Origin of the sequence: Clostridium sp. USBA 49 (assembly GCF_900167505.1) — a bacterium.
GTDB lineage: Bacteria > Bacillota > Clostridia > Clostridiales > Clostridiaceae > Clostridium_AT > Clostridium_AT prolinivorans.
Genome location: NZ_FUYD01000011.1, coordinates 41,703 through 65,930 on the forward strand (window position 1 = coordinate 41,703; position 24,228 = coordinate 65,930).

General features: G+C 30.7%; 18 protein-coding genes. 16 read left to right on the forward strand and 2 right to left on the reverse strand.

All coding sequences use genetic code 11. From position 1 onward, the window contains the following. Positions 1–6: 6 nt before the first annotated feature. Positions 7–363 carry a stage V sporulation protein AE gene (gene spoVAE, locus B5D11_RS10000; protein ID WP_078682895.1) on the forward strand — a complete coding sequence of 119 codons (357 nt, stop codon included), beginning with the start codon at positions 7–9 and terminating at the stop codon, positions 361–363. Next, positions 360–947 carry a stage V sporulation protein AE gene (locus B5D11_RS10005; RefSeq protein WP_127836457.1) on the forward strand — a complete coding sequence of 196 codons (588 nt, stop codon included), beginning with the start codon at positions 360–362 and terminating at the stop codon, positions 945–947. The genes spoVAE and B5D11_RS10005 overlap by 4 nt, the downstream gene beginning before the upstream one ends. A gap of 28 nt (positions 948–975) precedes the next feature. Here B5D11_RS10005 and B5D11_RS10010 read toward each other — a convergent pair whose 3' ends face one another. After that, the gene (locus B5D11_RS10010; protein WP_078682897.1) at positions 976–3,531 is read right to left on the reverse strand and encodes a transglycosylase domain-containing protein; all 2,556 of its coding nucleotides are present in this window, start codon (positions 3,529–3,531) and stop codon (positions 976–978) included. Between the two features lie 411 nt (positions 3,532–3,942). Between B5D11_RS10010 and yunB the strand changes: the two genes are divergently transcribed. Further along, on the forward strand, positions 3,943–4,605 hold the full coding sequence (gene yunB, locus B5D11_RS10015; protein ID WP_078682898.1) for a sporulation protein YunB: 663 nt from the start codon (positions 3,943–3,945) through the stop codon (positions 4,603–4,605). Positions 4,606–4,792: 187 nt separating this feature from the next. Here the strand turns inward: yunB and hpt are convergent, their stop codons facing one another. Then, positions 4,793–5,320, reverse strand: coding sequence for a hypoxanthine phosphoribosyltransferase (hpt, locus tag B5D11_RS10020; protein ID WP_078682899.1), 528 nt, complete (start codon positions 5,318–5,320; stop codon positions 4,793–4,795). A 110-nt stretch (positions 5,321–5,430) separates the two neighbouring features. Here hpt and hflX point away from each other — a divergent pair, with 110 nt between their 5' ends. From hflX to B5D11_RS10085, 13 genes are all read left to right on the forward strand, one after another. After that, positions 5,431–7,215 carry a GTPase HflX gene (hflX, locus tag B5D11_RS10025; RefSeq protein WP_078682900.1) on the forward strand — a complete coding sequence of 595 codons (1,785 nt, stop codon included), beginning with the start codon at positions 5,431–5,433 and terminating at the stop codon, positions 7,213–7,215. 431 nt (positions 7,216–7,646) lie between these two features. Further along, positions 7,647–8,543, forward strand: coding sequence for a nucleotidyltransferase domain-containing protein (locus tag B5D11_RS10030; RefSeq protein WP_078682901.1), 897 nt, complete (start codon positions 7,647–7,649; stop codon positions 8,541–8,543). Positions 8,544–8,616: 73 nt separating this feature from the next. Next, a complete protein-coding gene (locus B5D11_RS10035) occupies positions 8,617–10,026 on the forward strand; it encodes an aminotransferase-like domain-containing protein (protein WP_078682902.1) in 1,410 nt (469 codons plus the stop codon). 8 nt (positions 10,027–10,034) lie between these two features. Then, on the forward strand, positions 10,035–10,685 hold the full coding sequence (locus B5D11_RS10040; protein ID WP_078682903.1) for a HEAT repeat domain-containing protein: 651 nt from the start codon (positions 10,035–10,037) through the stop codon (positions 10,683–10,685). 74 nt (positions 10,686–10,759) lie between these two features. Then, a complete protein-coding gene (locus B5D11_RS10045; RefSeq protein ID WP_078682904.1) occupies positions 10,760–11,407 on the forward strand; it encodes a YigZ family protein in 648 nt (215 codons plus the stop codon). 133 nt (positions 11,408–11,540) lie between these two features. Then, positions 11,541–12,278: a YebC/PmpR family DNA-binding transcriptional regulator gene (locus B5D11_RS10050; RefSeq protein WP_078682905.1), complete on the forward strand. Its 738-nt coding sequence runs from the start codon at positions 11,541–11,543 to the stop codon at positions 12,276–12,278. Between the two features lie 178 nt (positions 12,279–12,456). Then, positions 12,457–13,104 carry a pyrophosphatase PpaX gene (gene ppaX, locus B5D11_RS10055; RefSeq protein WP_078682906.1) on the forward strand — a complete coding sequence of 216 codons (648 nt, stop codon included), beginning with the start codon at positions 12,457–12,459 and terminating at the stop codon, positions 13,102–13,104. Positions 13,105–13,240: 136 nt separating this feature from the next. Continuing rightward, complete coding sequence (gene rlmD / locus B5D11_RS10060; protein WP_078682907.1) at positions 13,241–14,602, forward strand: 23S rRNA (uracil(1939)-C(5))-methyltransferase RlmD; 1,362 nt, start codon at positions 13,241–13,243, stop codon at positions 14,600–14,602. Positions 14,603–14,998: 396 nt separating this feature from the next. Next, positions 14,999–16,873, forward strand: coding sequence for an N-6 DNA methylase (locus tag B5D11_RS10065; RefSeq protein WP_078682908.1), 1,875 nt, complete (start codon positions 14,999–15,001; stop codon positions 16,871–16,873). A gap of 13 nt (positions 16,874–16,886) precedes the next feature. Further along, positions 16,887–17,783, forward strand: coding sequence for a hypothetical protein (locus tag B5D11_RS10070; protein ID WP_078682909.1), 897 nt, complete (start codon positions 16,887–16,889; stop codon positions 17,781–17,783). 403 nt (positions 17,784–18,186) lie between these two features. Beyond that, positions 18,187–19,659, forward strand: coding sequence for a type I restriction-modification system subunit M (locus tag B5D11_RS10075; protein ID WP_078682910.1), 1,473 nt, complete (start codon positions 18,187–18,189; stop codon positions 19,657–19,659). Beyond that, positions 19,656–20,837: a restriction endonuclease subunit S gene (locus B5D11_RS10080; RefSeq protein ID WP_078682911.1), complete on the forward strand. Its 1,182-nt coding sequence runs from the start codon at positions 19,656–19,658 to the stop codon at positions 20,835–20,837. Before B5D11_RS10075 ends, B5D11_RS10080 begins: the two co-directional genes overlap by 4 nt. Positions 20,838–20,863: 26 nt before the next feature. Further along, positions 20,864–24,214, forward strand: coding sequence for a DEAD/DEAH box helicase family protein (locus B5D11_RS10085; RefSeq protein WP_242942277.1), 3,351 nt, complete (start codon positions 20,864–20,866; stop codon positions 24,212–24,214). Positions 24,215–24,228 lie beyond the last annotated feature (14 nt).

Here is a 24,228-nt window from a genome sequence, read left to right on the forward strand (position 1 = left end):
CTAATAATGGATTATATTAACGCATTTATAGTTGGAGGTATATTCTGTGTTATAGCACAAATACTAATTGATAAAACAAAACTTACTCCAGGAAGAATATTAGTAAGTTTTGTAACTATTGGAGTTATACTTGGTGCTCTAAAAATTTACGATCCTATTATAGGAATTGGTAAAGCAGGAGCAACCATTCCTCTTCCCGGGTTTGGATGTAGTTTAGCAAAAGGTGTAATAAAGGAAGTAGATAAGGTAGGAATTTTAGGTGCTTTCACAGGTGGTATAAAAGAAACAGCAGGTGGAATTACTGCTGCTATAGTATTTGGCTATTTAATGGCAGTATTATTTAATCCTAAAACTAAGAAGTGAATACTTTGAAAAGAAGAGTAATAATAGTTACAGATGGTGATGATATTGCTAAAAGAGCTGTAGAAGAAGCATCTAAAAACATAGGAGGACGATGTATATCTCTTTCTGCAGGTAATCCTACGAAATTAAGCGGTAAAAAAATTGTGGAATTTATAAAAATGGCAAAATATGATCCCGTGATAGTTATGGCAGATGATAAAGGAGACACAGGCATGGGAGATGGAGAAAAAGCTATATATACAATTATAAATGATGAAGATATAGAAGTAATAGGTATAGTAGCTGTTGCCTCAAATACATCTAAAGTAAAGGGTGTTAAAGTAGACTGTTCTATAGATAAGTTTGGAAATTTAACATATAAAGCAGTAGATAAATATGGTAATGAAACAAATACTTGTATATTAAAAGGTGATACAGTAAATATATTATCAAACATTGATGTACCATATATAGTTGGAATTGGAGATATAGGTAAAATGGATGGTAAAGATAACATAACTATAGGAGCGCCTATAATTACAAAAGCTATGGAAGAAATTTTAAAAAATTACAACAAAAAACTTGTGAATTTTAGTAAAAAATAAAGAAAGTCATATGACTTTCTTTATTTTTTTATTGTGTATTACTATTTTGTAAATCATTTTGAGGTTGATCTGGTTTAGTTTCTGCGTTTGAATTTGAATTTGAATTTGTATTTGAATTTGAGTTTATATTACTATTATTTTTTGTATCTTGAGTATCACTTTTCTCTTGATTATTAGGTTGTTCCTGCTCTGGTGATGTAGGTACAGGATTAGGGGTAGGTTCTGGTACTACTGGTGCTGGAGCAGGTTTAGTATCATCTATTTCAGTAGGAAGTACATAAGCGCTATCTTCAAGAGTTTTTGATGATTTATGATCTCTTTTTATAAATATTCTTTTTTCTAAAAGTTCTGCTGGAGTAAATTCATTTGCAATTTTACCATTTGATTTATTAATTTGCGCTTCTACATGAATATCACAAAGTGCAGTTGGCTGAGTACCAGCTATAAAAATTTCTGTATATACTTGACTGCCTCTAGGGTCTTTATAGCAAAGATCAGTAGGAACTTTTCCAGATTCTTTGCAAACTTGTCTTGAAACTATACCAGAAGGCATTTGTATATCTTTTACTGCTAAATCTTTATGAGCAGCCTTCATTATTTTACCCCACATAGCAGCGGCAGTATTACTTCCTATACCTTTAGAAGGAAACGATTCAGGTTTATCATGACCTATCCAAATAGATCCTGAATAATAAGGAGTTAATCCACTAAACCATAATTCCATTCTTTCTCCTGTAGTACCAGTTTTACCTGCTACAGGCATAGAACCAAATTTTGCATTAGTTCCAGTACCTCCAGGACTTACAGGACCTTTCAACATGTCATACATAATATATGCACTTTGAGGACTAAGTACTTTTCGAGTTGATAATTTACTTTCTAATATAACAGCTCCTCGTCTATCTATAACTTTTGTATATAATCTTGGTTCAGTATATATACCATTGTTACCAAAAGTACCAAAAGCAGCTGCCATAGTTAGTGTATTTTCACCATCATTCATTTCGCCTAAAGCAAGTGAAGCAAGACTAGCCTTATCATCGGAATTAAATGTTAAACCAAATTTTTCTCCATAAGATATACCCGTTTGAAGACCTATTGCAAATTCTTGTTTTACAGCTACTAAATTTATTGACTCTTTTAATGCTTCTCTTAAAGTAACATATCCTTTATATTTTAAATTAGCATTTTTAGGCTCCCATCCAGGCCATTGTTTCCTTATATCACTTCCAATAGGAGAATCTTCTACAACAGTAGCAGCTGTAGCTTGTTTTGAATCTATAGCAGGCGCATAAACTGTAAGAGGTTTTATATTAGAACCTACAGGCTTTAAAAATTCTTTTGAACCGTTAAAAGCTGCCCTATTAAAAGATCTTGCAGGTTGTTTACCTCTTCCGCCAATTAAGGCTTTAACTTCTCCAGTACGATAATCCATTACAACGGCAGAAGCTTGAGGATCCATAATTTTGTCATTAGTTAAAAGTTTAGTTTTAACACTTCCATAATTTGAGCTATCATCTATAATAGATTGAGCAGCATCTTGGAGAGATCTATCCATAGTAGTATATATTTTAAGACCTCCATATGACAATAAATTATTAACTTCTTCATCAGTATACTTATATTGTGCTTTTAAATCTCTTTTTACTTGCTCTAAAGCGGGTAAGACAAACCATTCATAAGCTAATCTATTATTATTTATAGAAGAAGATTTATTAAATTTTAAACCTTCTACAGTTACTTGAGATATAGCCTCATTATATTGTTCTTGTGATATATAATTATTTTTTAACATCATACTTAATACAGTTTTAGTCCTATTTAAATAAGGAGTAGGATTTTTTTGTGCAGATTCTAAAAATGCATTATATATTCCAGGAGCTTGAGGAAGTCCAGCTATGTAAGCTGCCTGAACTAAAGTTAAATCTTTTGCGGATTTATTAAAATAGTATTTAGATGCAGCTTCAACCCCATGAATTATGCCTCCAAAAGGAACTGTATTCATATAAGCCTCTAGAATTTGTTCTTTACTTAAATATTTTTTTTCTAGTTCTATAGATAAATACATTTCTCTGATTTTTCTTGTAAAAGTATCTAAAAAAGTAGATTCTTTTTCACGGGTAGTAAGAAGAGCATTTCTAACAAGCTGTTGAGTTATAGTAGAAGCTCCCTGCATTTGATTTTTTCCTTTTAACTTATTTAATATATCAATATATACAACTCCTAAAACTCTTTTATAGTCTACTCCTTTATGACTATAAAACCTTTCATCTTCTATGCTAATGAAAGCATTAACTAAATCTTTCGAAACATCTTTAATAGAAACTACATCTCTTTTTTCAGAACTTGCAACATCGTCAATGTAATTTCCATCACTATCATATACAGAAGAAGGCTCACTTAAAGTTAAAATAGTATCAACATCTAAAGGTGGGGAAGTTTTAATAATAGCAAATATTACACCAGCACCTGCTACACCACATAAAATAAAAATAATTAAAAGAGAAATAAGTATATTTTTTAATATCTTTAAAGTCTTTTTTTTAGCTTTCTTAGTATTATTAGATTTTTTTTCTTCTTGCATATATTAATCCTCCTTGAAAACCTGTCCAAATAATAATATAGACAACCTTTCATTATTATATCATAATATAAAAAATATATAAATCTATAGAAATTAAGTATTTTTGTATATAAAAAATAAATATGTACACTACCAATATTTACAAAAATAAAAAATTTATTCAGATTTAAGTATTAAAATTGAATAAGTTTAAATAAATTATATTATAGATATCAATAATGAAAACTAAATAACTAAATATAAGTAATATAAGAAATAAATATTTCATTTAATATTATTTAATAAATATTATTATTTTATTAAATAGCTCTATATTAAACTTTTAAAATTTATACAATAGAGATGAGCATAATTAAGAAATTTAGTTATAGGCTGAAAAAGTAAATTTTACATTAAAAAGAAGGTGATATTATAAAGAAAAAAAATAAAGTAAAAATTATATTGATATTTATAAGTATACTTATGAGCTTTAATATATTTATATATGCTTTAGATAAAATAATAACTCCAACAATAATGGTAGTTGCAGATGCTCAAATGAGATTTAAATCTATGGAAATAATAAACAATGCTATATTAAATGAATGTTCTAAAGAATTTAATTATGATGATATAATACATATTGAAAAAGATAAAGATGGGAATATAGTTTTCCTTAAAGCAGATACTTTAAAAATGAATAAAATAGCAACAGATATATCTATAAGTTCTCAAAATGAGTTAAAAAAAATGGGAGAGACAGGAATAAAAATTCCCATAGGATATATATTTAAAAATAATATTTTGGCACAAATGGGGCCTAAAGTACCAGTTATTATGGAACCTATAGGATATATAGAAACTAAATATCAATCGGAATTTGAAAGTGCTGGAATAAATCAAACAAGACATAAAATATATGTTCAAGTTTCTGCAAGGGTAAGAGTAATAATTCCAACTAAAAATAACGAAATTGAAGTTAAAAGAGAAGTACCTATAGCTGAAACTATAATAGTTGGTAAAATACCAAATACATTTATAGATCTAGATTTAAATGATGCTTCTTATAAACTAGATAATACATATAAAAATTAAAAAACTTGATTATAAAATAAACTTTATTAAAAGCCATATTATATAATAATATTATTTATATAATTTTATAAATAAAAGCCATGCATAAAAAAGAAATAGAATATATCTTAATTTTATGTATGGCTTTTCAATATTTTTAAAGTATTTATATTTTAAAAATATTATTATTTGTATAACATTTATAACATTAATTTTCTTCCCAGTTAAATACATAAGGAATATTTCTATAATGATCTCCATAATTTAATCCATATCCTACAACAAAAACATTAGGAATTTTAAAGCAGCAGAAATCTGGATTTAAATCTACTTTTCTTCTTTCTGGTTTATCAAGGAATACACAACTTTTAACAGATTTTGCTCCTAATGATTTTACATGATCCATAACAAATTTCATTGTAATACCACTATCAATTATATCATCTACAACTAAAACATCATACCCTTCAATATTATCAGGTACATCATTTACTACATTTACAACGCCTGAAGTTTCTTCGCTATTACCATAGCTAGATGTAGTCATAAATCCAATTTTAACAGGTACATCTATATGCCTTACTAAATCAGCTGTGAAAATAAAACTACCTCTTAATAAAGAAAGCACATATAAGTTTTTGCCCTGATAATTTTTAGTAATTTCATGGCCGACTTCTGATACTCTTTTTTCAATTTCCTCTTTAGTTATAAGTATATTTCTTTTTTTATTTTCCATTGCAATCCTCCAAATTAATAGATATTTACAAGATTGTTTTTATAGTATAAAATTATATGAAAGTTGTCAAGTAGAGGAATATTTTTGAAATTAATAAACGGAGTGATATAATGATATATGGGAATATAGAAGGAATTAAAAATTCATTATTAGAAAAATTAGAAAAATTATATGATATTAATATTTATAAAGATGAACTTTTTACTGAAGAGATTTCTACTATAATTTGCGATATAACAAATAAAATAAATAGAGAAATAAGTATAGCTATAGATAGAAAAGGAAAAATTATAAATATAGCCATAGGAGATAGTTCTACTGTTGAAATGCCTGTAATAGATATAAATGAAAAAAAACTTTCAGGCATAAGAATAATACATACTCATCCCAATGGAAGTTCAAAACTTTCAGCTTTAGATTTATCAGCTCTTTTAAAACTTAAACTAGATTGTATTGCAGCTTTATCAGAAAAAGATGGTAAATGTTTAGAAGTGAGTATAGGTTTTTGCTGTGTGCAAAATAACACACTAACAGAAGAAATAGTAGGGCCATTATCTTTAAAAGAAGCTATAAATTTTAACTTTTTAGATAAAATACAATATATAGAATCTATACTAAAAAATTATGAAGTTTTAGAAGATAAAACAGAAAGAGCTTTATTAGTAGGAGTAGAAAGTGAAGAAAGTTTAGATGAACTTGAGGAACTTGCTAAAGCTTGCAATGTAAATCCTATATATAAAGTTTTTCAAAAAAGAAATAAAATAGATTCTGCTTTTTATATAGGAAAAGGAAAAGTAGAAGAAATTTCAATGTTACGTCAAGCTTTAAAAGCAAATGTAATAATTTTTGATGACGAACTTAGTGGATCTCAAGTTAGAAATCTTGAAGATATTATAGGAACTAAGGTAATTGATAGAACAACTCTTATATTAGATATATTTGCAAGAAGAGCTAAAAGCAAAGAAGCTAAAATACAAGTTGAACTTGCACAATTAAAATACAGGCTTCCAAGGCTTACAGGATTAGGTACAGTACTTTCAAGAACAGGTGGAGGTATTGGTACAAGAGGACCTGGCGAAAAGAAACTTGAAACAGATAGAAGGCATATAAAAGAAAGAATATACGATCTTAATAGAGAACTTGAAAAAACAAAAAAACATAGGGAAACACAAAGAGAAAGAAGAAATGATATTCCAAAGGTATCTTTAGTTGGATATACTAATGCGGGGAAGTCTACATTACGAAATAAAATTTGTGATATAGCTATGCCTAAAGATTTTCCTTTAAAAGAAAAAGTTTTTGAGGCAGATATGTTATTTGCAACGCTGGATATAACAACTAGAGCTGTGCTTCTTAAAGATAATAGACTTATAACTTTAAGTGATACAGTAGGTTTTATAAGAAAATTACCTCATGATTTAATTGAAGCCTTTAAATCTACTTTAGAGGAAGTTATAAATTCAGATCTTTTACTTCATGTAGTAGATAGTTCATCTAATGAAGCTCTAAAGCAGATTGAAGCTGTAAACTTAGTACTTAAAGAGCTTAACGCTATAAATAAGCCAACTATATTGGTACTAAATAAAATAGATAAAGCAATTGAAGAAAATATAAAAAATATAAAAGAAAATTATAAAGACATGAATATTATAGAGGTATCAGCTAAAGAAAATATAAATATTGATACTCTTTTAGATGAAATTTCTAAAAATCTTCCTAAGATTTTAATAAAAGCAGAATTTTTAATACCTTATACAGAACAATCTATAGCAGCCTTCCTTTATAGAAATGCTAATGTTTATAAACAAGAATATAACGAGAATGGAACTTGTATATTTGCAGATGTTGATGAAGAAATTTACAATAAATGCAAAAAATATTTAATAAAAAAATAATATTATTAAACCTAATAATCTATATAAAATATATAGTAAAAAATTTACTATTCGAAAAAATTTTAGAAGGATAAGTTATTGGCATATAGTAAGTAATTTTTAATAAAAATACTTTTTATAGTATAATTATTATATATTTTAAGTGTAAATATTATATAAAAATGCATTAATATAGATACATAAAGTTAAAACTAAATATAATTTACTAATATAAGGATATTAACAAGAAATATATTTTATAATATATTTTATTCATTAACATAAATTAGCACTATTCTACTAAAGAGCTATATTAAAGTTAAAAATTAATATATAAATGAATAAATATTAAATTTCTGAATTTTGAATAATTTATAATTATACTATTTGTTTTTATGCAAACTTATATTATAATAAAATATAAGTTTTATTATATAAAGGAGGGGATTTTAGTGGAAAGAACTATTTTGCAATACCAAAAGGCTTTTAATAGCATAATAGATAGACTTAAAGCTAATGAATCAGTATTAGCGGTAATGGTTTTTGGAAGTATGGTTACAGGTGATTTGTGGGATGAATCTGATATTGATTTGTTTGTTATATTAGATAATAAAATGCCTAATATAAAAAATATATATACAGAAGAAAAAGACGTTCCTGTACACATTAAACTTATGAGTAAAGATAAATTTATTCAGCTTTATGAAGAAGATTTAAAAGGAGGATTTATGCATAGAATGTTTGCTTCCTCCAGACTTGTTTTTTCAAAGGATATGGATATAACTATAAAATATGATAGCGGAAGATATTATCCTGATTTAGATAGAGAAAGATGGAATATGGTTTATCTTGGGAAAGTATTAAAATCTATAGATGTATGTAAAAAATATCTTTCAAACGATGGAATTTATACAGCTTATAGTGCTGCGATAGAATGCACTTTAAACTATGCTAAACTTTTTATAAATTATTCAGGTTATATGATAAGTAAAGATGCAATAACTATGGCTATGAATTTAGATGATAATTTTAAAAAATGTGTAGATGAATTATTTTTTCATAGTCAAGATCCCTGTAAAGCTATTATAAATACTATAAATTATATCGAAGATAAAATTGATGAGACTATTAGAAACACCGCTTCTATTTTAATAAATTATATGAAGCAAAAAGATCAATTTTTAAGTACAGAAGACATAAAAAATGATAAGCTTTTTGAAAGTTATGATATAGCTGTTGAAGATATATTAAATAAGCTTTGGGAGAAAAAACTTATTAAAAAAGATAGTAGAGATTTTAAAACAGAAGATGGGAAAGTTTTGTTTAAAGAGAATGTATATTTTATATAAAATAAAAGCTACTAGTGTAATTAAAATTTATGCTAGTAGCTTAAATTTTAATAAATAATTTAAAGGTGATTAAATGGAAAAATATAAATTAAAATTTTATGAAGGAGATATACCTAAATATATACAGATATCCAGACATATTAAAAAATTAATAGATTCAAATGAAATAGAAGATGGTGAAAAATTACCTTCTATAAGAAAATTTTCAAAGTTTTTAAATGTAAATAATGATACAATCATAAATGCTTATAAAAGATTACAGATGGAAGGTTATGCGGTTTTAAAACTTGGAAGTGGAACTTATGCAAAAAAAAGAGATATAAATAAAACTTTTAAAAAAGATTATTCAGAAACATTTAAAAAATTATCGGCAGGTGGATTTAAAAGTTTTATTGATTTTACTGGGGAAAATGCGTGCAGTGATTTTTTCCCAGTTGAAACTTTTAAAGAGGTGTTAAATGAAGTTTTAGATAGAGATGGATCTAATGCTCTTGCATATCAAGAAATACTGGGTTTTAGTGGGCTTAGAGAAAGTATAAATAAATATTTTTGGAATGAAAAGCTTGATATTGATAATATACTTATAGTTTCAGGAGCACAGCAAGGAATTGATATAGTATCAAAAGCTATAATAAATATAAATGATAATATAATAGTTGAAAAACCTACATATAGTGGAGCTTTATCCGTATTTAAAGGAAGAAGATCTAATATATTTGAAGTAAATATGGAAAGAGATGGTGCAAATTTAACTGAACTTATAAGTATATTAAAAAAACATAAAATAAAATGTTTTTATCTTATGAGTTACTTTCAAAATCCAACAGGAATAAGTTATAGCCTGGAAAAAAAACTTAAAATATTAAATCTTGCAAAAGAATATGATTTTTATATAATTGAAGATGATTATTTATCTGAACTTATTTATGATAACTCTATTAAATATTCTACTTTTAGAGCTTTAGATGATAGCGATAGAGTTATATATATAAAAAGTTTTTCAAAAATTTTTTTACCTGGAATAAGAATTGGATATTTAATTTGTCCTAATATTTTTAAAGAGCAAATACAAAATTCTAAAGTAGATACTGATATAGCTACGTCAAGTCTTATGCAAAGAGCGTTACAACTATATATAGAAAAAGGATTTTGGAGAAATTACATAAATAAACTTAATATAATTTATAATGAAAGATATAATTTTATGAAAGAAAGTATTTTAAAAATATTAGGGGAAAAAGTAAGCTTTATTTCTCCAGGTGGAGGTCTTAATTTTTATTTAAAAAACATAGGAAATGTTAAAAAAAATAGTATAAATCTTTTTTATGAATGTAAAGAAAAAGGTGTATTAATAACACCTGGTGTTTTGTTTTACAAAAATGCTAAAGAAGGAGAAAATTTTTTTAGATTGGGTTTTTCTAAAGTAAATAATAGTGAAATAGAAAAAGGATTAGAAGTAATAAGCGATATTTTAAAAGGGTAGTGATTTATTTGAACAAAGGACTAATAAAGCTTAATTGGGATGAAATAGATAATTTTACAACTGAAGATATAACTTATTTTTTATTTTTAGAAGGTAAATCAATAGATGCTATTAGTAAAATAAGAAATATTGACAAAGAAGAAATAAAAAGACATATAATAGAAGGTAAGATAAAATATAGATTTTTGGCTAAAAGTAAAGATATACAAGAATTGTTTAAAATTTTATGTAATTTAGGTAAACAGGATAAATTATATGCACTTAAATATTTAGATGAGAAAAATATAAAAAATCTTACTTCTTATATAAAAAATAACTATACATCTATGGTTTCTAAAGAAAAAGAAAGTGCTATTTGGATATTAGGAGAATTAAAAAGTATTGATAATTTAGATATATTAAAAAAAGCTATGGTACATAAGCATGTAAATGTAAGAAGAATGGCTGTTTCAGCTATGGGGAAAATAGGGGATACATCTTTAGAAGTACCTCTTATAAGGGCTCTTGACGATGAAAATTCTCAAGTAGTTCTTTATGCTATTAAATCTTTAAATAAAATTAAAAGTAAAAAAGCTATAGATAAAATTAAATTTATATATGAAAATACTTCTAAAGAATATTTAAAAAAGGCTGCAGAGGAGTATCTATGTAATATTTAATAAGATATTATTTTTTTAAATATCTAATATGAAATTATATAAAACATAAGCATTTTATAGGTAGGTGGGATATATTGGGTTATTTTACAATAAAAAATGAAGTAAGTAGTGAATTTGAAGAAAAAAAGTCAATTTTTATTGGTCATGCTAAAAGAGTATATAGCGAAGAAGAAGCAAAAAATTTTATAAATAAAATAAGAAATGAGCATAAAGAAGCTACTCATAATGTATATGCCTATGTAATTGGAGAAAATATGGGAATACAAAGATATAGTGATGATGGAGAACCTCAGGGAACAGCAGGAATACCGGTTTTAGATGTAATTAAAAAAAATTCAGTTACAGATACAGTTATAGTAGTAACTAGATATTTTGGAGGAATTTTACTTGGATCAGGGGGACTAGTTAGAGCTTACTCAAAAGGAGCTGCTTTAGCTATTAAAAAAAGCGGAATAGTTGAAAAAGTTAAAGGATGCTCATTAAATATAGAAATAGATTATGATATGTTAGGTAAGGTACAATATAATTTAAATCAAAATTTGTGGCATATTGAAAACATAAATTATTCAGATAAAGTAAATATAAAAATATATTGTGAAATTAAGGATTTAAATAAAATAAAAAATAGTATAATTGAAATTACTTCAGGCAGAGTGAATTTGACTGAAGAAAACGAAGGATTTTATTTTAAATCAGGGAATAGATTATATGAAGAATATTAAGGCATAAATTAATTTGGAAAATTCAGAAAATTCTTTTGTTGTATCTAATTTAATTTATATGATATAATATTTTGTATGTTTTTGTATGTTTATATATTAATTTTATATATTTTTGTTAGGAGGAGAGATTTTTATGTCAGGACATTCAAAGTGGCATAATATACAGGCAAAAAAAAGCAAAACTGACGCTAAAAAAGGTAAAATATTCACTAAAATAGGAAAAGAACTTATAATGGCAGCTAAAGCTGGTTCTAATCCAGAGACAAATAATAAACTTCGAGATGTTATAGCAAAAGCTAAAGCAAATAACATGCCGCAAGATACTATAAATAGGGCAATAAAAAAAGGCGCTGGAGAGATGGATGGAGCTAATTATGAAGAAATAGTTTATGAAGGCTATGCTCCAGGTGGAGTTGCAGTTATAGTTAACGTACTTACTGATAATAAAAATCGTTCAGCGGGGAATATAAGACACGCTTTTACAAAGTATGGCGGTAATTTAGGTGCTACAGGATGCGTATCATTTATGTTCCAAAAGAAAGGGCAAATTGTTATTGAAAAAACAGATGAAATTGATGAAGATGAATTAATGATGATGGCATTAGATGCTGGTGCAGAAGATTTTGAAGTAGAAGATGAAGTTTATGTAATTACTACTAGTCCAGAAGATTTTGGGACTGTTAGAGAAGCTTTAGAGAGTAATGGTCTTAAATTTTTAGAAGCTGAATTAAAGATGATTCCAAATACCTATACAGCAGTAGATATGGAAACAGCCGAAAAAATACAAAAAATGCTTGATGCTCTTGAAGATGATGACGACGTTCAAGATGTATATCACAACGCAGAATTCCCAGAAGGTTTTGAAGAATAATAGGAATATCAAGACTTTGAGAGAATTTGATTTGAAACTGAAATTTTATTACATCTACATATAATGAGCAATATTTAATAAAAAAACTTTTGTGAGATAATTATATATGAATGTTAATAATTTTAATTAATATATAACAAAAATAGTTATATAGATTTGGATAATACAGGAGGTTATATTGATAAAAGCAGTTTTATTTGATTTGGATGGTACTCTTATTGATACCAATGATTTAATAATAAATTCCTTTAAATACACATTAAAAAAGCATCTTGGATTAGATGCATCTAAAGATGAAATTGTTATGCATTTTGGAGAACCTCTTTTAGATACATTGTCTAGATATGATAAAGAAAATGCTCATATATTATTAGAAACTTATAGAAAATATAATGAAAATATTCATGATGAACTTACAAAAGAAGTAGTTGGAGCTAAAGAAACTTTATCTGAACTTAAAACATTAGGAATAAAAACTGGAGTAGTTACTTCTAAAAGAAAAATTTTAGCAGAAAGAGGATTGAAACTTTTTGATTTGCTTAATTATATAGATGTTTTTATAACTCCAGAAGATACAATTAAACATAAACCAGATGGAGAACCGGTAATTAAAGCTTGTGAAGGGTTAAAAATATCCACAAATGAAGCAATAATGGTAGGAGATAGCCATTACGATATTTTATGTGGTAAAAATGCTGGAGCTAAATCATGTTTAGTAAAATATACAGCTCTGCCTATAGATAAGATAATGGTGTATAATCCTGATTATATAGTAGAAAAAATACAAGATATATTAGATATAATAAAAAAAGAAAATTTTAATTAAAAAATTCTAAATAAAGCTTTTGCTTAAGTTAATAAGCTTAAGTAAAAGCTTTTTATTTAAAAATTTATTAAAAATTATAAATAATAAATTGTGCTATAAAATAAATTTTAAATCTTGGAGAGGATGATATAAATTTATGAAAAAAGGCAATGAATATGAGATTAAAATTGAAAAAACCGAATTTCCAGGCTGGGGAATAGGTTTTGCAGAAGATAAAAAAATATATGTAAAAAACGCTTTGCCAAATCAAAAAATTATTGGGAAAATAATAAAAAAAAAGAAAAATTATATAGAGGCTAAACCTTCTAAAATATTAGAAGATGTAAATTATAAAATACCGAGCAAATGTATACATTTTGGAGAGTGTGGAGGCTGTAGTCATCAAAACATTCCTTATGAAAATCAGTTAGATTTAAAAAAAGAACAGGTACTAGCGCTTTTTAAAGAAGCAGAAATAGAAGGATTTGAATTTTTAGGCATAGAAAAAAGCCCAGAAGAATTTGAATATAGAAATAAAATGGAATTTACTTTTGGTGATTATGAAAAAGGGGGAGAGCTTTCTCTTGGAATGCATTTTAAAGGGAAAACTTTTAGTATTGTTACTGTAGATAACTGCCAGATTGTAGATGAAGACTATAGAAAAATTTTAATTACAGTACTTAATTATTTTAGAGAAAAGAATATTTCGCATTATAAAATATTGACACATGAAGGATATTTAAGAAATTTAGTTATAAGAAAAGCTAAAAATACTGGAGAAATACTTATTAATATAGTTACTACATCTCAAATGGATTTTGATTTTAAAGAAATTACAGAAAAATTAACAAACTTAGTTTATAAAGGTACTTTAGTTTCTATTATTCATACAATAAACGATTCACTTTCTGATGTAGTTACTGCAGATGAAATAGAAATACTTTATGGAAGAGATTATATAATTGAGAGTTTGCTTGGATTAAATTTTAAAATAACTCCTTTTTCATTTTTTCAAACTAACTCTAAAGGAGCAGAAAAATTATATAGTGTAGTAAGAGACTTTTTAGGAAACTCAGAATCAAAAACTGTTTTTGATCTTTATTGTGGTACTGGAACTATTGGACAGATAGTAGCTCCTAAAGCCCAAAAAGTTATAGGAGTAGAAATTATAGAAGAAGCAGTAAAAGCAGCCAATGAAAATGCAAAATATAATGACTTAAAAAATTGTGAATTTATAGCTGGAGATGTAGCTGAAGTAATAAAAAAATTAACTGATAAACCAGATACAGTAATACTTGATCCACCAAGACCAGGAGTGCATAAAACTGCATTAAAATATGTAATAGATTTTAACCCTAAAAATATAATATATGTTTCATGCAATCCGATAAGTTTAATAAATGATTTAAAAATACTTATAGATAATAATTATACTGTACAAAAGGTAAAGCTTGTTGATCTTTTTCCTCATACTGTGCACGTTGAGTGCGTCACATTGATGTCAAGGGTTGAGAAATAAAAAACTGAAAAGCTTGTAAATAAAGGGTTTCCAGACATTTAGTTTTTCTCGAGGCCGATCTGCCGGATGTGGCAATGTCAGGAAACCCTTATTTTTGTTGCTTGAGGGAATATGTCAACTACCCTGAAAATGTGTAGTTGAGTTACCGGATTAGATAATTGTCTTTTTTGTAGGGGGTTGAGGAAATTGGATAGATATGATGCTAATGAAATAAGTTTTATATATGTATTTGCAAAAAGTTGTTTGAACTTAAAAACAAAATCTAATTATGTATTATAGTAATTAAAAAAATATATAAAAAAACTAAAAAAAGGTTATTAAAAACCAATTGACAATGATGTGTACATATGCTATATTTTACTTAACGGAAGAAAATGGATTGAAGGAGGGAATGTTGTGGTAGATGTTAACCCTATCACTGAAGTTACTTATAAGATTTCAGATTATATGCAAGGAAGAGTGCGTCCGGAAGAAGCTAATCGTTTGATTCTCGGTGTACTGACAATAAAGTGGATTAACGACACCAAGGAAAGGTTAGGTTGGCACATTGTAGATAGTTATTCCTGGAACGACATCAGGGTCCACAACGACAGGGTAAAGGATTTCCTCATGTATGCTGCAAGAAGTTTAGAAGAGGAAAACTATTTATTAAAGGGGATCTTTACTGATTACCTCTTTAAGCGGTTACAGGACGTTGATGATGCAGGTATTTGGATGGTTATTAACAATATTGACCGTTTGGATTTGAAGGATTATCAAGTCGCAGGAAGTTTTGTTGAATGGTACATCAGGCAGAGTAATACTTGGGGCAACATCATGGCAGAAAGTCAGTTTACTTCACCAGACATCATTTCACAGCTGCTGGTTGAATTGATAGATGTTAAGTCAAAGCACAGCTTGTGTGATATATGTTCAGGTGTCGGAGGAACGATTGTAGAAGCGGTAAAATTAAACCCTTTGCTCATGGTTTATGGTCAAGAAATGAATAAAGATGCATTTTATTTGAGCAAGATTAACCTTCTTTTGCATGGCCATTGTAATTTTAGGATGGAACTAGGCGATGTAATTAAAGCACCAGCACTGATCGAAAATGGTATGCTTCTTAACTTTGATGCTGTAGTAAGTGATTTGCCGTTTAATGCAATGAAGTGGGGATATGAGGTAGCTGCAGCCGATAAATATGGTAGATTCAAATATGGAGTTACACCATCTATGTCAAGCGAATGGGTGTTTATTCAACATATCATTGCAATTACCAAAGAAACGGGAATAGCAGCAGTAGTGACGACACGAGGAAGCCTTGTGAAAACTACTGATGAGAAAATTCGTGCCGGTATTGTTGAAGACGATATTATTGAGGCTGTTATAGACCTACCACATAAACTCTACGAGGGTACTTCTATACCAGTAAGTATTATTGTATTTAATAAGAATAAGCCATCAGAGCGCAGGAATAAGGTATTGATGATTGATGCATCAAATGAGTTTATAGCCAATAACCGTCGCACCAATACATTATCGGATGAACAGAAACGGAAGCTGCTTTCGGTGTTTAGAAATGGTGAGGAAATCGAGAATTACAGCACTTTTATTGATGTGGCTGAAATCAGAAAGAATGGGTATAAGCTCGGTACAATCAATTACCTAAAAATTAATACCTTGGCTGTCGGGATGAAAAACGCTGTAAAACTGAAGGATGTGACTAAGAGTATATTCCGTGGAGTACAAATAAACTCAAATGAAATCGATGAGTTGCAAAAAGCTCCTGATGCGGACTACTATCTTTTAAATGTAGGCGATATTCAGGCAGGCCAGATAAATATAAGTTCAATGGTTAAAATTGCCCTTAAAAGCCAAAGATGGGCGTCACTTTACTTGCTTGAGCCGGGCGATGTAGTGATTTCGGCTCGGGGTTCAAGTATTAAGACCGCAGTGGTTGATGATGGTATGCCGCCTACGATTGTGGCAGGGAACTTAGTATGTATTAGGGTTAACAGTGAGAAGATTAATCCGTATTATTTAAAAATGTTTCTTGATAGCCCTGTTGGACATACATTGCTTGAAGGTGTCCAAACTGGTAGTGTTATAAAGGTTTTGAACCCAAAGAATATTGAGGAGATACCGGTTCCACTTAAAGATATAAGAACGCAAAAAGAACTGGCAAATGTTTATGTAAATGCAAAACAGCGTTACATGGATATTGTATCCAATGCAGAGAAGAATTTTAAATCTACTATTGCAAAAATCTACCGTGAAATGGGTATGGATTAAAGGAGGGGTTTGTATGATGGATAAATGTGCGCTTTGCGGTCAAATAAAGGAATTAAAACTGAGTCATATAATACCAAAGTTTGTTTTTGACTATATAAAACGTACTGGAGCAATTCAGAATACAAGGTTTAGACGACCACTTGATAACCCTAACATCCCATATCAGGATGGCGATAAACAGGAGCTACTATGTGGTGAATGTGAAGAATTGTTTTGCGCAAAAGAAAAGCTTTTCGCCGAACAGGTTTTTATTCCTTTTCAAAATAATGCTATAGTAAAAAATTTACAATATGGCCCATGGTTACATTACTTTATAACTTCTGTGAATTGGCGAAACCTCTATCTCGATATATTGGACTTTGAAAGAAACGGAGGCATAAGGCCGCATGCATTAGATGCATTGAGAGCTGCAGAGAAAAAAATGAGAGAATACTTGATTTGTCGAACAGAAAATATTGCTGGAATTGAAAATCACATTTTCTTTGCAGATGCAATTAAAAAAGCTAATTCTAAAATAGCAGAATTGGGACCTCACATGTTTATTAGGAGAAGTGCTTTCGGTTATTCCTATATGTGTTATAACCCTGATGCTTACTATGTTTATTCAAATTTAGCCGGTGTGATTATCGCTACAATAATTAAAAAGCACCCTCAAGAAGTGTGGAGCAATACCAGGGTTAAACCGAATGAAGGTATTATAACTATTCCACAAAGTGTGAAAAGTCCTTTAATAGGAGAGTTATTTGATTATATGAGAGATAGTCATGAAAGCACTATATCAGACAGTCAACAGCAAAAACTTGTTGAACGATTAAAAAAGGACCCACAGAGATTGATTAATAGTGAGTTTTATAAATGCTTTATGTTGGATGCGGAACTTAAAAAAAGATACATTATTAATCCTGATTAACAGCGACTATGGGAAGCCGTTTTACTAATCTGTAATACACTAGCCTCAAAGAGGCCGTAGGTTAGGAATCAGTATTAGTGGGGGGATGTGTACTGGACAACATTTTTGCTGAATGATTCTGGCGTAATCTCAAACATAAGAGAATATATCTCAAGAATTACCAGAGTCTCAGAGAGACACAGGAACGAAGACAATCTGTTGCAATGCTAAAACTGAAACCAGAAATGCTAATAGAAAGATAGGCTTTTCTGATAAATAAAGTCACAGGAAGGAGATACAAAATAATGACAAAAAATTCTAAAAAATCAACAACAAACAATAGCACAACTAATACTTTTGTGGTAAAATGTATGTATATTACCACTCACAGTGTAGAAATTGCAAGGATCGGAGGAGGAAGGTGATGATTACGGGAGAGCTTAAAAATAAGATCGATAAGATTTGGGATGATATGTACTCTTACGGCATCGCTAACCCCTTGACTGTAATTGAACAGTTGACATATCTATTCTTTATTAGGTCATTGGATGAAGTTGAAACGGCAAACGAAAGACAAGATTCATTGCTTGGTATAACGACTGATAGAATATTTCCTGAAAACAAACAGCATCTACGCTGGAGTAAGTTTAAGGGTAGAAAGGCTGAAGAAATCTTCCAGCTATTGCGTGATGAGGTTTTTCCGTTTATTAAGAAGCTACAAAACGGCAAGAAGAGTTCGTATGCACGTTATATGCGCGATGCCAACTTTTTGTTACCCAATGCGCTAATAACTGAAAAGGTTGTAACAGCAATTGATGCCCTTCCGCTTCAAGACCGGGATCTTAAAGGTGATATTTATGAGTACATGATTTCAAAACTACAGACTGCCGGACGAATTGGCCAATTTCGGACACCGAGACACATTATCAAGATGATGGTACGCCTTATAGACCCTAAACCAGAAGATACTATAGCGGATCCTGCTTGTGGCACGGGTGGATTTTTAGTGTTAGCTGGGCAGTATATTAAAGATAACAATAAAGACGAATTGCTGACTAACAGAAAATTCGCACAGCACTTTGCCAGCACGATGTTCACTGGATATGATACGGATCAAACTATGCTGCGTATTTCTGCAATGAATATGATCCTTCATGGTATGGACAACGCAAGAATACAGTATAACGACTCGCTTTCTAAAAATAATATCGACACAGAAAAATACTCCGTAATTCTTGCTAACCCACCTTTTAAGGGTTCACTTGATCATGACGCAGTTTCCCCTACTCTCACGACAGTTGTGAATACCAAAAAGACTGAGCTATTATTTCTTGCATTGTTCTTACGTATGTTAGAGCCGGGTGGACGTTGTGCTTGTATTGTTCCTGACGGAGTGCTTTTCGGTAATTCAAAGGCACATATTGCAATCAGAAAAGAACTGATAGAGAACCATAAGCTTATTGCTGTAATTTCTATGCCATCCGGGGTTTTTAAGCCTTACGCGGGTGTGTCTACTGCTGTTCTCGTTTTTACTAAGACTGGTACTGGCGGAACTGACAATGTATGGTTTTATGATATGAAGTCGGATGGCTTTAGTCTTGATGATAAACGCATTGACTTAGGCACTGGTGGCGATATCGAAGATATCGTTGCTAGGTATAAAAGTCTAACTACCAATCCTGAAATGGAAGCTGCACGTGCCAGAACCGAGCAGTCTTTCCTTGTGCCTAAGCAAGAAATTGTTGATAACGGTTATGACCTGAGTATAAACCGTTACAAGCAAAACGGTTATGTTGAGGAGCATTATGACCACCCAAGCGTGAGTATTGAACGCTTCAAGGAGCTGGAGGAAGAAATCCTCGCTGGCATTGCCGAGTTGGAGGCGATGTTTGAGTGAAATGGGAAAATATAGTTAATTGCGTAGATATAAAGACAGAAGCTGTAAAACCATTTAATGGAACTAAAATGTTTTTAAGTACAGGGGCTTTGGATGGAAATACGGTTGTCGTGAGTAAGTTGATCCAAGTAACTTATGACAATCGGCCATCTCGCGCAAATCTAATAGTACACGAAGGAGATATTATTTTTGCAAAAATGCAAAATACGAAGAAGGTTCTTCAGATAACCAAAGAAAACGAAAGCTTAATTGTTTCTACAGGTTTTTTTGTTGTAAGACCAAGAAGTAGTTTGGATGGAGAGTATCTATTTGAGTACCTTAATTCTGACTTGTTTAATAGCCAAAAAGATAAATTCTGCACAGGTGCAACCCAAAAAGCTTTAACAAATGCAGGGTTAAAAGAAATATTAATTCCTTTGCCGGATATTGAAACACAGAAAAAAGTTGCAGGGGCATTAAAGAGAATTAGGCTGCTTATTGAAAAACGCAAAGAGCAAATTGCTGTACTAGATAAGCTAGCAAAAGATACCTTTATAGATATGTTTGGGGATCCTGTAGTTAATCCTAACGGTTTTGATATACGAAACCTTCAGGAATTTTATGCAGATAGTAAAAATGCTGTAAAGTGTGGTCCATTTGGTAGTGCATTGAAAAAGAATGAGTATACTGACCAAGGAATTCCTGTTTGGACTATGGACAATATTACAAAAAATGGGAACTTCATTAATGATGTTTACTTAAGAATTTCAGAGGAAAAGTATGAGCAGTTAAAAGCCTATTCAGTTAAGGATGGTGATGTGATTATTTCTCGAGCTGGGACTGTAGGTAAAATGTGTGTAGTTCAATCCGGGCAAGAAAAATCAATTATTAGTACAAATCTTATTAGGGTCAGATTTAATGATGAGTTATTACCTTCGTTTTTTGTTAGTTTAATGACATATTGTGCTAATAGGCTAGCTCGACTTAAAAAAGGCGATGATGGGGCGTTCACGCATATGAGTACGGATGTGCTGAATAATATTAATTTTCCATATCCACCTCTAGATCTACAGAAACAATATACCGTACGAATTGCTGCAATCACTCGCCAAAAACACCTTTTGGAAGTAAGTATTGCCGAACTTGAGACCACTTATAAGGCTACTATGCAGAAGGCCTTTGATGGAGTACTGTTTTGATTAAATAGCAAAGGAGGCAGTGACTGATGGCAAACTTTGATTTTTTAAGAAATATCAATGAGTTTAGCACATTCAGCGAGGCTTGTATCGAAGCAGAAAAAAGTATCGGAGTAAGTCCCGCTTTGTGCGCACTAGGTGTACGAAAGAGTGTTGAGCTTGCCATCAAATGGCTGTACTCGGTAGATAGCAATCTCAAAATGCCGTATATGAATAATCTATCTGCGCTAGTCTTAAATCCGTCTTTTACTGACAGCGTGGACGAGGAGCTTATCGGCAAATTAAAGTATATCATCAAGCTCGGTAACAATGCTGCACATACAAGTAAAAGTGTGTCATACGAAGAAGCGGTTGTTGCTCTTTCTAACTTATTTGACTTTGTTTGCTTCATCGAGTACTGCTACGGCTCAAGTTATAAAGAACGGAAGTTTGATGAAACAATACTTCCCAGTGTTGAAGGTGTGGGGTTGTCAAAATCGGAATTTGACCGTTTAGTGCAGGAGCTTGATCAGCGGGCAGAAGAAAAGGAGAAATTACTAGCTGAGTTAATCGGTTTAAGGGAAGAACTAGCTCGAGCAAAGGCGAAAAATACTGTTGAAAGAACCTATGTAGGGGCAGATCATAAATCGGAAAACGTCACTCGCAAGCGCTATATAGATGTAGATATTAAAGCAGCAGGATGGATTTTCAAAAAAGATTGTATAGAGGAAGTCCCTGTTGTTGGCATGCCCAATGAAACTGGTGTAGGATATGTCGACTATGTTCTTTACGGTGATAATGGTAAACCACTGGCGGTTATTGAAGCTAAAAACACATCTATTGATCCTAAGAAAGGGCGTCATCAAGCAAAACTATATGCTGATTGTTTAGAAAAAGCTCATGGACAACGCCCACTCATTTTCTATACAAATGGATATACTACATGGTTCTGGGATGATTTGAATTATCCAGAGCGAAAAGTTTTTTCAATCTTTACCAAAGAAGAACTTCAGCGTATTATCAACCGTCGTGAATTACGCCGCCCTCTAGATCAGATAGTAATTAATCCCGAAATTACAGACAGGGATTATCAAAAAATTGCCATTAAGCGGGTCTGTGAAGAGTTTACAAAAGGAAGGCGCAAGGCATTACTTGTTATGGCAACTGGCACAGGAAAAACAAGAACTGCAATCTCTCTAGTGGATGTTCTGATGTCAAACGGTTGGGTAACCAATATTCTGTTTCTTGCTGACCGCCGAGAACTGGTAAGGCAGGCAAAAAAAGAGTTTAATAAGCATCTACCTAATCTATCATCTTGCAATTTGTTGGAGCGTGGTGAGGATAAACCTACCGACAGGGCGATTTTTTCCACATACCCAACCATTATGAATGCAATTAATGAGGAAAGAAATGAAAAAGGCGAAAGATTGTTTACCCCGGCTCATTTTGATCTCATTATAATCGATGAGGCACACAGAAGTATTTTCAAAAAATACAGGGCAATTTTTGATTATTTCGATGCATTACTTGTAGGTTTGACAGCTACCCCGAAGGATGAAGTTGAGCGTAATACCTATGAATTTTTTGGATTGGAAGATCACATGCCGACCTTTGCCTATGAGTATCAGACGGCCGTCGATGAAGGTTATCTTGCGGATTATCATTGCATCGAAAAACTTTTTAAGATCCCAACACAGGGTATTCATTATGATGATTTACCAGCAGAAGATCAGATGCGTCTCGAAGAGGTATTCGAAGAAGGAGAAGAAGTTCCTGACTATATTAGTGGAGACTCTATCAATTCACAATATTTTAATATTGACACCAATCGCCGGGTGCTGACTGATTTAATGGAGAAAGGCATAAAGGTTGAAGGAGGCGATAAACTCGGTAAAACTATTATTTTTGCAAAAAATCATTCACATGCACTATTTATTGAACAGCAATTCAATGAATTATACCCGCAGTACAAAGGCGAATTTGCTCGAGTAATCGATAATTATGAGAAATATGCTGATGACTTACTTGAAGCTTTCAAAGTAAAGGATAAATATCCCCAAATTGCTATTTCGGTAGATATGTTGGATACAGGTATTGATGTACCGGAGGTTGTCAATCTAGTCTTTTTCAAACGTGTGCTTTCAAAGACGAAATTTTGGCAAATGTTTGGTCGTGGTACGCGGCTTTGTGAGGATCTTTTTGGTCCCGGTGAGGACAAGAAGGTTTTTTACATTTTTGATTATTTGGGGAATATTGAGTTTTTCAGAGTAAAACCAAATGGAAAAGAAGTAGATGCCACAGAATCACTTGCTGAACGCTGCTTTAAACTGAAAGTTCGTATTATAAAAGAACTACAGGAAATGAAATATCAAATACCTGAGCTAATAGAATTCAGGAATGCACTTATTGATGAGGTAGTATCACAAATAGCCGCTCTAAATAAAGAACAGTTTCAAGTAAAGCAGAAACTTCATCTTGTTGAGAAATATGAGACAAAAGAAGGATTTACCTGTCTTGGCACTATTGAAACCGAAGAACTAATAAATAATATTGCACACCTTATTCCTGCAAAAGCTGAGGACGAAAGTGCAAGACGTTTTGATGTTCTGATGTATAAGTTGGAGCTTGCGTCGATTGTGGGTAGTAATGATGAGAAAAACTCTATTATCAGGCAGGTTTCTAGAACAGCTTCTCTACTTGAAAAGAAAGGGACGATACCCCAAGTTAGGGACAAAAGGGATGTCCTCGCTAAGGTGCAGCAGACAGATTTCTGGGCAGGTGCTACATTGCCTGAGATAGACCGGGTTCGGATAGAACTTCGTGAGCTTATTCAGTATCTTAAAAAAGAAATGAAGGCAAAGATTATAAATGTTACGGACAGTGTTTTATTCGAAAAAGAAGGAGAGAGATTAGCCGAGGACAGAACATTCGAAGCTTATTATAACAGGGCAGAGAGGTATATCAAAGAGAATACAAATAATATTGCCATCTTTAAGCTTATGAATAACATTACTTTAACAGATAAAGACTGGTCTGAGTTAGAGAGGATTCTATGGCATGAAGTTGGCACAAAAGAAGAGTATAATAAAGATTTTGAAGATACACAATTAGGTATGTTTGTAAGACATATAACGGGACTATCACAAGAAGCTGCTAACAAAGCCTTTGCAGAATTTTTGGATGAAACAACTTACAATGAAGGTCAGATATACTTTGTCAAGCAGATAATAAAGTATGTCGTTAAAAACGGCTATATAGAAGACAAAGCAATTCTCAAGGGAGAAGAATTTTCTCCTGGCGTGAGTTTTGATGTACTATTTGAGGATAAACAGGATGCATTGAGAAAAATCATTAAAACAGTAGACTTGATAAACGAAAATGCTATAAAAAAAGTAAGCTAATTGAAAGTCCCGCT

Excerpts from the sequence above, each read along its gene's own strand:
- spoVAE (WP_078682895.1), top strand. The coding sequence starts at position 7 with ATGGATTATATTAACGCATTTATAGTTGGAGGTATATTCTGTGTTATA.
- hpt (WP_078682899.1), bottom strand. The coding sequence starts at position 5,320 with ATGGAAAATAAAAAAAGAAATATACTTATAACTAAAGAGGAAATTGAA.
- B5D11_RS10050 (WP_078682905.1), top strand. The coding sequence starts at position 11,541 with ATGTCAGGACATTCAAAGTGGCATAATATACAGGCAAAAAAAAGCAAA.
- rlmD (WP_078682907.1), top strand. The coding sequence starts at position 13,241 with ATGAAAAAAGGCAATGAATATGAGATTAAAATTGAAAAAACCGAATTT.
- B5D11_RS10085 (WP_242942277.1), top strand. The coding sequence starts at position 20,864 with ATGGCAAACTTTGATTTTTTAAGAAATATCAATGAGTTTAGCACATTC.
- B5D11_RS10035 (WP_078682902.1), top strand. The coding sequence starts at position 8,617 with ATGGAAAAATATAAATTAAAATTTTATGAAGGAGATATACCTAAATAT.
- B5D11_RS10070 (WP_078682909.1), top strand. The coding sequence starts at position 16,887 with ATGATGGATAAATGTGCGCTTTGCGGTCAAATAAAGGAATTAAAACTG.
- B5D11_RS10010 (WP_078682897.1), bottom strand. The coding sequence starts at position 3,531 with ATGCAAGAAGAAAAAAAATCTAATAATACTAAGAAAGCTAAAAAAAAG.
- B5D11_RS10075 (WP_078682910.1), top strand. The coding sequence starts at position 18,187 with ATGATTACGGGAGAGCTTAAAAATAAGATCGATAAGATTTGGGATGAT.
- hflX (WP_078682900.1), top strand. The coding sequence starts at position 5,431 with ATGATATATGGGAATATAGAAGGAATTAAAAATTCATTATTAGAAAAA.